Origin of the sequence: Methylobacterium sp. J-030, from assembly GCF_022829545.1 — a bacterium.
Lineage (GTDB): Bacteria > Pseudomonadota > Alphaproteobacteria > Rhizobiales > Beijerinckiaceae > Methylobacterium.
On the sequence record NZ_JAKSYM010000249.1, the window covers coordinates 113145 to 119638 of the forward strand.

Below are 6494 nucleotides of genomic sequence, written 5' to 3' on the forward strand. Positions count from 1 at the left end.
TGCTTTGACGTTTGCGGCGGGTGGAGCCGGCCGATCAGTGGCCGGGGTGAAGGGCGTCGTTGAGGTAGATCGCCGTCAGCGTCGCGAAGACGTAGGCCTGCAGCGCCGCGACGAGGAACTCGAGGGCGGTCAGCGCGATCGTCAGGAACAGCGGGAGCGGCGATAGCACGCTCCAGGCGCCGGCGAGAAGAAGCTGGACCACGAAGAACGCGAAGATCTTCATCGCGATGTGGCCGGCCAGCATGTTGGCGAAGAGACGGACCGACAGGCTGATCGGGCGCGAGATGAACGAGATGATCTCGATCGGCACCAGGATCGCCAGGAGCGGCTTGGGCACGCCCGACGGCACGAACAGGCCGAAGAAGTGGGTGCCGTGCTTCATCACCCCGAAGATCACCACGGTGGAGATCACCAGGGCGGCGAGCCCGAAGGTGACGATTAGGTGGCTGGTCACCGCGAAGGCGTAGGGGATCATCCCGAACAGGTTCAGGATCAGCACGAACATGAACAGGGAGAAGACCAGCGGCATGAACCGCTTGCCGCCGTCGCCGGTCGCCTGGTGCACCGTGTCGGCGATGAACTCGTAGAAGATCTCGGCCAGTGATTGCATCCGGCCCGGCACGATCGAGCGCGAGGCGGTCGCCACGATGGTGATCAGCGCGATCACCCCGACGGCGGCGAACATGTACAGGGCGGATTGGGTGAACGCGAGTTGCTGATGGCCGATATGGCCGAGCGACACGAGCGGCTTCAGCTCGAACTGCTCGATCGGGTCGATCGTGACCGCCATTCCCGCTCCCGCCCTTCTTGTCCGACGCACCGGCTCAAGCCGGCCGCCTCGATTGCCACCGACCGGCGCGCCTTATGGCTCCTGCCGATCGCGCCGCTCCGGACGCGCGCCGGAGAAACCCGACACCCGCATCACGTTGTAGACCCCCGCGACGAACCCGAGCATCAGAAGGACGATCAGGCCCCAGGGTTTGGTCCCGAAGACATGATCGACGATCCAGCCGAGTATGCCCCCCGCGATCACGCCGGCGACGAACTCCGTGGAGAGCGTCATGGCCTGGCCCAGCGAGGACGACCCGTTGGTCCGAGGGCGCGTGGAAGGCTCGGCAGCAGCCTGCGGCCGCTTCCGTTCGATCTGCGTCTCGAGACGTCTGAGCCTCGCGGAGAGTTCGCTGTCCGTCGGCGTCCCCTCGGTCCCGTTCCCACCCCTCGCGTCGTCGCCGTTCACGGCTCAAAACTCACAGGGCGGGAGGATCCGGAACCGGCTGGACGCCCCCAGCAAGCGGGCGCACCATAGTTTCGCCTATCTTGAGTGTCAAGGCGAAGCCCATACACGATAAGATATTGATCTTGCTGCGGTATTTCAGCCTGAGCCGCTTCTCCCGAGCGCTGCTTCGTACGAGCGCTGGCCCGGCGTTCAGGCACCGATGATCGGCTTGATCACCTTCTCCATGCCCTCCACCGTCATCTCGCCGGTGTAGCGCTCGCCGTTGATGAAGAAGGTCGGCGTGGAATCGACCTTGAAGACGTCGAGCCCGCGCTGCTTCACGGCGTTGACGGCGCCGTAGATCTTCTGGTCCTTCAGGCAGGCTTCGAAGGTCTGCTTGGTGTAGCCGGCCTGCCGCAGCATCTGCTCCAGCGCGTCCACCGGCTTCGGGGTGAAGGCCCAGGCCGGCTGCTGGTCGAACAGCAGGTCGGTGATCGGGTAGTACTTGGAATCGCCCTCGCAGCGGGCCAGCATGAAGGCGGCGGTGGCGAGCGGGTCGAGGGGGAATTCGCGCAGCGTGAACCGCACCTTGCCGGTGTCGATGTAGCGCTCTTTGAGCGTCGGCCACGTGTTGCGGTGGAAGGCGGCGCAGTGCGAGCAGGTCATCGAGGCGTATTCGATGATCGTGCACTTGGCGTCCGGGGGGCCGAGCCAGACGTCGCCGAGCGGACCCGGCTGCAGCAGGGCGGCCGCGTCGACACCCTGGGCCAGGGCGGCCCGGGAGAAGGATGGCAGGGCGAGGCCGGCGCCGAGGGCGAGGCCGGAGAGTTTAAGAGCGTCGCGTCGCGTCGTCATCGGGCAGGCTCCGCCGGATTGATCAGTCTTGGCGTCCCGATGCGGGTACTCGGGCGCGACCGTCCTGGCAAGGCGACCGAATCGCCCCGCTCAACGGTCGGGGCGCGTGGCGACGGCCGCGGTGCCGAGGCGGTCGAGGGCGGCGCGCAGGCCGTCATCGGCAATCCCCGCGACCGCCTTCTGCACTTCGACGGCCCGGGCCGGATCGATGCGGGTGCGCGGCGTCTGCGCGCCGGTCCGTCCAACCCGATCCTGCTGCAGCACGATCCGCGACACGCAAGGCCAGCCGTAATGCGCGTTGATCCGCTGGATCACCACGGGCGCGAGGTGCTGCAACTCGATGGCGAACACGCCCTCGACGCGCACCACCAGCGTACCGGAATCCGGCGTCTCGGCCTCCTTGCGGCGGCGCCTCGGCCATTCGAGCCGGGACGGCCGGCAGTAGCGGGCCAGCCGCTCGCCGACGATCTCCGGCCACGCGGCCAGGATATCGGTCGAGGCGAATCCCTGCGCCGCGAAGGCCGGCCCGATGCAACCCTCGATCAGTTCGGCCAGCGGTTTGACGCGCGCCATGGTGGTTCCGGCCCTGTGGATCGCGCGACGTTAGCGCAGGATGGTTGACGAAGGGAGGACGCAGCCGCGCTTTGCCCGGCCTATGATCGCCGCCGGCCTCCGGCTATGCAGCGCGGTCCCTGTCGACCCGATCATGCCGCCCTGCACAGCCACGGATCATCAAGCCGGCCCCGGACCGCGCGCCGACGACCTGCTCGCCTGGTACGACCGGCACCGGCGGGTCCTGCCGTGGCGGGCGCTCGCCGGAGAGGTGCCCGACCCATACCGGGTCTGGCTCTCCGAGGTGATGCTGCAGCAGACCACGATCGCGGCGGTCCGGCCGTATTTCGAGCGGTTCCTCACGCGCTTCCCCAGCGTCTTCGCCCTGGCCGAGGCCCCCGAGGAAGCCGTGATGGCAGCCTGGGCCGGGCTCGGCTATTACTCCCGCGCGCGCAACCTGCATGCCTGCGCGAAGGCGGTCGCGGCGGCCGGCGGGCGCTTCCCCGACACGGCCGAGGGCCTGCGCAAGCTTCCGGGCATCGGCGCCTACACGGCGGGCGCGATCGCGGCGATCGCCTTCGACCGGCCCGAGGCCGCCGTCGACGGCAACGTGGAGCGGGTCCTGAGCCGAGCCTACGCGGTCGAGGCACCGCTGCCGGGGAGCCGCCCGGAGATCCGCCGGCTGACGCAGGATCTGGTTCCGGAGGATAGACCCGGTGATTTCGCCCAGGCACTGATGGATCTCGGCGCCACGATCTGCACGCCCAAGCGGCCGGCCTGCGCGCTCTGCCCCTGGATGCTGCCGTGCCGCGCCCGGGCGCTGGGCACGCAGGAGACGTTTCCGCGCAAGATCAAGGTGACCAAGGGGGCGCTGCGCCGGGGGGCCGTCTTCGTGGCGATCCGCAGCGGCGACGAGGCGGTGCTGCTGCGGACGCGGCAGCCCGAAGGTCTGCTCGGCAGCATGGCCGAGCCGCCCGGCAGCGCCTGGGAGACGAATTACGATGTCGCCGGCGCCCTGCTCGACGCGCCCCTCGACGCACGGTGGAAACGGCTGCCGGGCCTGGTGCGCCACGGCTTCACGCATTTCCCCCTGGAGCTGACCGTGTTCGCGGCCCGCGTGGCGCTCTCGACGCCGACACCGCCCGGGATGCGGTTCACGCCACGCTCGGCCCTCGACGCGGAGCCGCTGCCCGGCCTGATGCGCAAGGTCCTGGCCCACGCCTTCGACCCGAAGCCCGAACCGGAGAAGAAGCCGCGGGGGCGCCCGAAGAAGGAGCCGCCGCCGATGCCGCTGCTCGCCGCTTTGGAGGCGCCGGTCTCGATGCCGGATCCCGAGCCGCGCCCGCGCGTCCGGGCCGTGCCGAAGCCACCGCCGAAGGTAGCGCCCGCCCCCCCGCCGGAGGTGGATGATCTGCTCGATGGGGAGGTGGAGTTGCCCGCCGCTCCGGCGCGACAGAGATCGTCGGCGCGGCGGCCCGGCGCTGCAAGACGACGATGAAGTCGGATGGCGGGTGGGATGGACGCGGTGGCGGCGATGCCGAGGTCTCTCCCAGCCGCAACGATGCCCTTCGCAGATTCGTACATTCGGTTCAGGATGGCCATCCGGGCGATCGAAGATGCAGTCCAGAATCCCCACGCACTCTCCCTCCCCCCTCTGCGGGGGAGGGTGGCCCCTGCGTCAGCAGGGGTCGGGAGAGGGGAGCCCGGCTTCCGGAAGGGGCGCGACCGTCATGAAGGCCGGCGTTTCATTCTGCACCGTCGCTCCCCTCTCCCGACCTCCTTCGGGGGCCACCCTCCCCCACAGAGGGGGGAGGGAGAGGAGCGTGGATGGTCAGTTCACCTTGGCCTTCACCACCCCGTAGATCTTCTCGGTCAGCGCCCCGGCCTCCGCGAGCAACTCCTCGAGCTCCTTCAGCCGCTCGTCGGCGAAGTCCCGGTCTTCGAGCCCCTTGGCGTTCACGTAGACGTTGAGCGCCGCGCTGCGCAGGCCGCCATAGGCCGAGAGCACCGCCACGCCGGCATCCGACACCACGTTGAGATTGCCCTTGTCGGCGGTGATCGCCGCGAGGTCGATCACGTTGCGGCAGGCCCGGCAGCAGGCGAGCGGCACATCGCAGGCCGTCTTGAGCGCCGCCTGGATCTTTTCCGCGCGCGCCGCCTTCTCGTCGTCGGTGCCCTTGGGCATCCCGTAGGCGCCCATGACGGCGTCGAAGGCCTGGACGTCCTCGCCGATCATGCCGGTCAGCACGACCCGCAGCCCCTCGGACCGGGCGAGCACGTCCTTCAGCTCGGCCTCGACCTCGACGTACTTCTTCTTGCCGATGGTGAGGTTGCAGACCATCGACACCAGGGCCGCGCCCATGGCGCCGGAGATCGCCGCCGCGCCGCCGCCCCCGGGGGTCGGGGCGGCGCTCGCGAGCTCCGTCAGGAACGTCTCGATGCTGTCGGTCTCGGGGCGATGCGTGTCGGTCACCGGCGCCTCCTCAGGCCATCGTCTTGGCGAGGGCGTAGATCTCCTCGGCGTCGAGCACCTTGTCGGTGCTCTCGAAGAGCTGGCCGACGCAGGCCCGGTGCAGCTTGAGCTTCAGGCCGCCGATGCCCAGCGCCCCGAAGGCCTGCTTGCCGTTGCGGTCCTTGCCCTTGTCCATCACCTCGATGCCGCCGATGCCGGTCGGGGGCTGGGCGTTGTAGTCGGCCACGAACGCGATGGACGATTCCTGCGCCCAGGCGGCCTCGGGCAGCAGCTCGACGCCGATCGCGCCGGCCGTGAACACGAGGTTCGTACCCTTCACCAGGGCGATGCGGGAGGCCTCGTCAGGGGTGGCGGCGGCCTTCACGTTGACCTTGAAGCGCGTGTTGATCTGGTCCGCGGCGGCCTGGGTCTTGTCGAGCGCCCGGCCCGCGATGGTGACCTCGGCGCCCTCGCCGGCGAGCAGTGCGGCCGAGCGCATGCCGACCGGGCCGGTGCCCGCCAGCACGACGGCCTTCTTGCCCTGGAGCGAGCCCGCGGCCTTGGCCACCAGCGCGACACCCGCGGCGGCCGTGGTGTTCGAGCCGTTGGAATCGAGCATGACCGAGACCCGGAACGGGCCGAAGAACCGCTTCTTGACCGCGGTGAACAGTTCCTCACCCGCCGCCATGCTGCCGCCGCCGACGAAGATCGCCGTCGACTTCTTCTCGGAGCCGCCGCGGGTGTAGATCGTGCCGTCGACCAGCGCGCCGACATTGTCGGGGGTCACGCCGCCGTAACCGGTGATGTGATCGGCGCCGCCGTCGTAGCCGACCACCGTGTCGAACACGTTCGGAACCGCATCGGTGTCGAACAGGAACAGCAGTTTTTTGGTCATTTCTTTTCGGACCTTTCCGTCGCGCCTGTGCGGCGCCGTCAGGGTGTCTTCAATCGTGATCGGAGTCAGGGCCGGGATCCGCGCGTCCCCTCCCCCCTCTGCGGGGGAGGGTGGCCCCAGAAGGAGGTCGGGCGAGGGGAGCGACGGTTCAGAATGAAACGCCGGCCTGCATTCGAGTCGCGCCCCTGCCGGAAGCCGCGCTCCCCCCTCCCTACCCCAGCCTACGCGCGGCCCACCCTCCCCGGCCGCGGGGGTGGCTTCGGACAGCGGCTAGTCGAGCGAGTTCTGCGGCGGGTCCGCATCAAACGCCGGCCCGCAGGCTGCGCGCTGCTCTGCGGGGATCTGGACTGCCTCCTTCCGACCCTAGCCCACGCCAGGCGTGCCGATCACGTTCGACAGGTCGGCCTCGCTCAGGTCCTTCCCATCCACGGTCTGCGCCTGGGCCACCACGTACAACCCAGCACTTCCGATGATGTGGTCCTTGAGTCATGGACATGGCCACGTGCTGCGGCTGTCCCGCATGG

Annotated in this window: 7 protein-coding genes; 1 reads left to right on the top strand and 6 read right to left on the bottom strand. The window is 69.3% G+C overall.

Going from position 1 to position 6494, the window contains the following annotated elements; genetic code table 11:
* Positions 1–34 precede the first annotated feature (34 nt).
* The 4 genes from MKK75_RS18530 to MKK75_RS18545 form a co-directional block, all read right to left on the bottom strand.
* Positions 35–790, bottom strand: coding sequence for a F0F1 ATP synthase subunit A (locus tag MKK75_RS18530; protein WP_244043995.1), 756 nt, complete (start codon positions 788–790; stop codon positions 35–37).
* Positions 791–862: 72 nt separating this feature from the next.
* Complete coding sequence (locus MKK75_RS18535; protein ID WP_244043996.1) at positions 863–1237, bottom strand: AtpZ/AtpI family protein; 375 nt, start codon at positions 1235–1237, stop codon at positions 863–865.
* Between the two features lie 189 nt (positions 1238–1426).
* Positions 1427–2071, bottom strand: a complete 645-nt coding sequence (locus MKK75_RS18540; RefSeq protein ID WP_244043997.1) for a DsbA family protein — start codon at positions 2069–2071, stop codon at positions 1427–1429.
* Positions 2072–2161: 90 nt separating this feature from the next.
* Positions 2162–2644, bottom strand: coding sequence for a DUF721 domain-containing protein (locus MKK75_RS18545; protein WP_244043998.1), 483 nt, complete (start codon positions 2642–2644; stop codon positions 2162–2164).
* 133 nt (positions 2645–2777) lie between these two features.
* Here MKK75_RS18545 and mutY point away from each other — a divergent pair, with 133 nt between their 5' ends.
* Positions 2778–4121 (top strand): A/G-specific adenine glycosylase, encoded by a 1344-nt coding sequence (mutY, locus tag MKK75_RS18550; protein WP_244043999.1) that lies wholly within the window; start codon positions 2778–2780, stop codon positions 4119–4121.
* A gap of 333 nt (positions 4122–4454) precedes the next feature.
* Here the strand turns inward: mutY and fchA are convergent, their stop codons facing one another.
* Positions 4455–5096, bottom strand: a complete 642-nt coding sequence (gene fchA, locus MKK75_RS18555; RefSeq protein ID WP_244044000.1) for a methenyltetrahydrofolate cyclohydrolase — start codon at positions 5094–5096, stop codon at positions 4455–4457.
* A gap of 10 nt (positions 5097–5106) precedes the next feature.
* Positions 5107–5970: an NADP-dependent methylenetetrahydromethanopterin/methylenetetrahydrofolate dehydrogenase gene (locus MKK75_RS18560; RefSeq protein WP_244044001.1), complete on the bottom strand. Its 864-nt coding sequence runs from the start codon at positions 5968–5970 to the stop codon at positions 5107–5109.
* Positions 5971–6494 lie beyond the last annotated feature (524 nt).

Excerpts from the sequence above, each read along its gene's own strand:
- MKK75_RS18530 (WP_244043995.1), bottom strand. The coding sequence starts at position 790 with ATGGCGGTCACGATCGACCCGATCGAGCAGTTCGAGCTGAAGCCGCTC.
- MKK75_RS18540 (WP_244043997.1), bottom strand. The coding sequence starts at position 2,071 with ATGACGACGCGACGCGACGCTCTTAAACTCTCCGGCCTCGCCCTCGGC.
- MKK75_RS18560 (WP_244044001.1), bottom strand. The coding sequence starts at position 5,970 with ATGACCAAAAAACTGCTGTTCCTGTTCGACACCGATGCGGTTCCGAAC.
- MKK75_RS18545 (WP_244043998.1), bottom strand. The coding sequence starts at position 2,644 with ATGGCGCGCGTCAAACCGCTGGCCGAACTGATCGAGGGTTGCATCGGG.
- mutY (WP_244043999.1), top strand. The coding sequence starts at position 2,778 with ATGCCGCCCTGCACAGCCACGGATCATCAAGCCGGCCCCGGACCGCGC.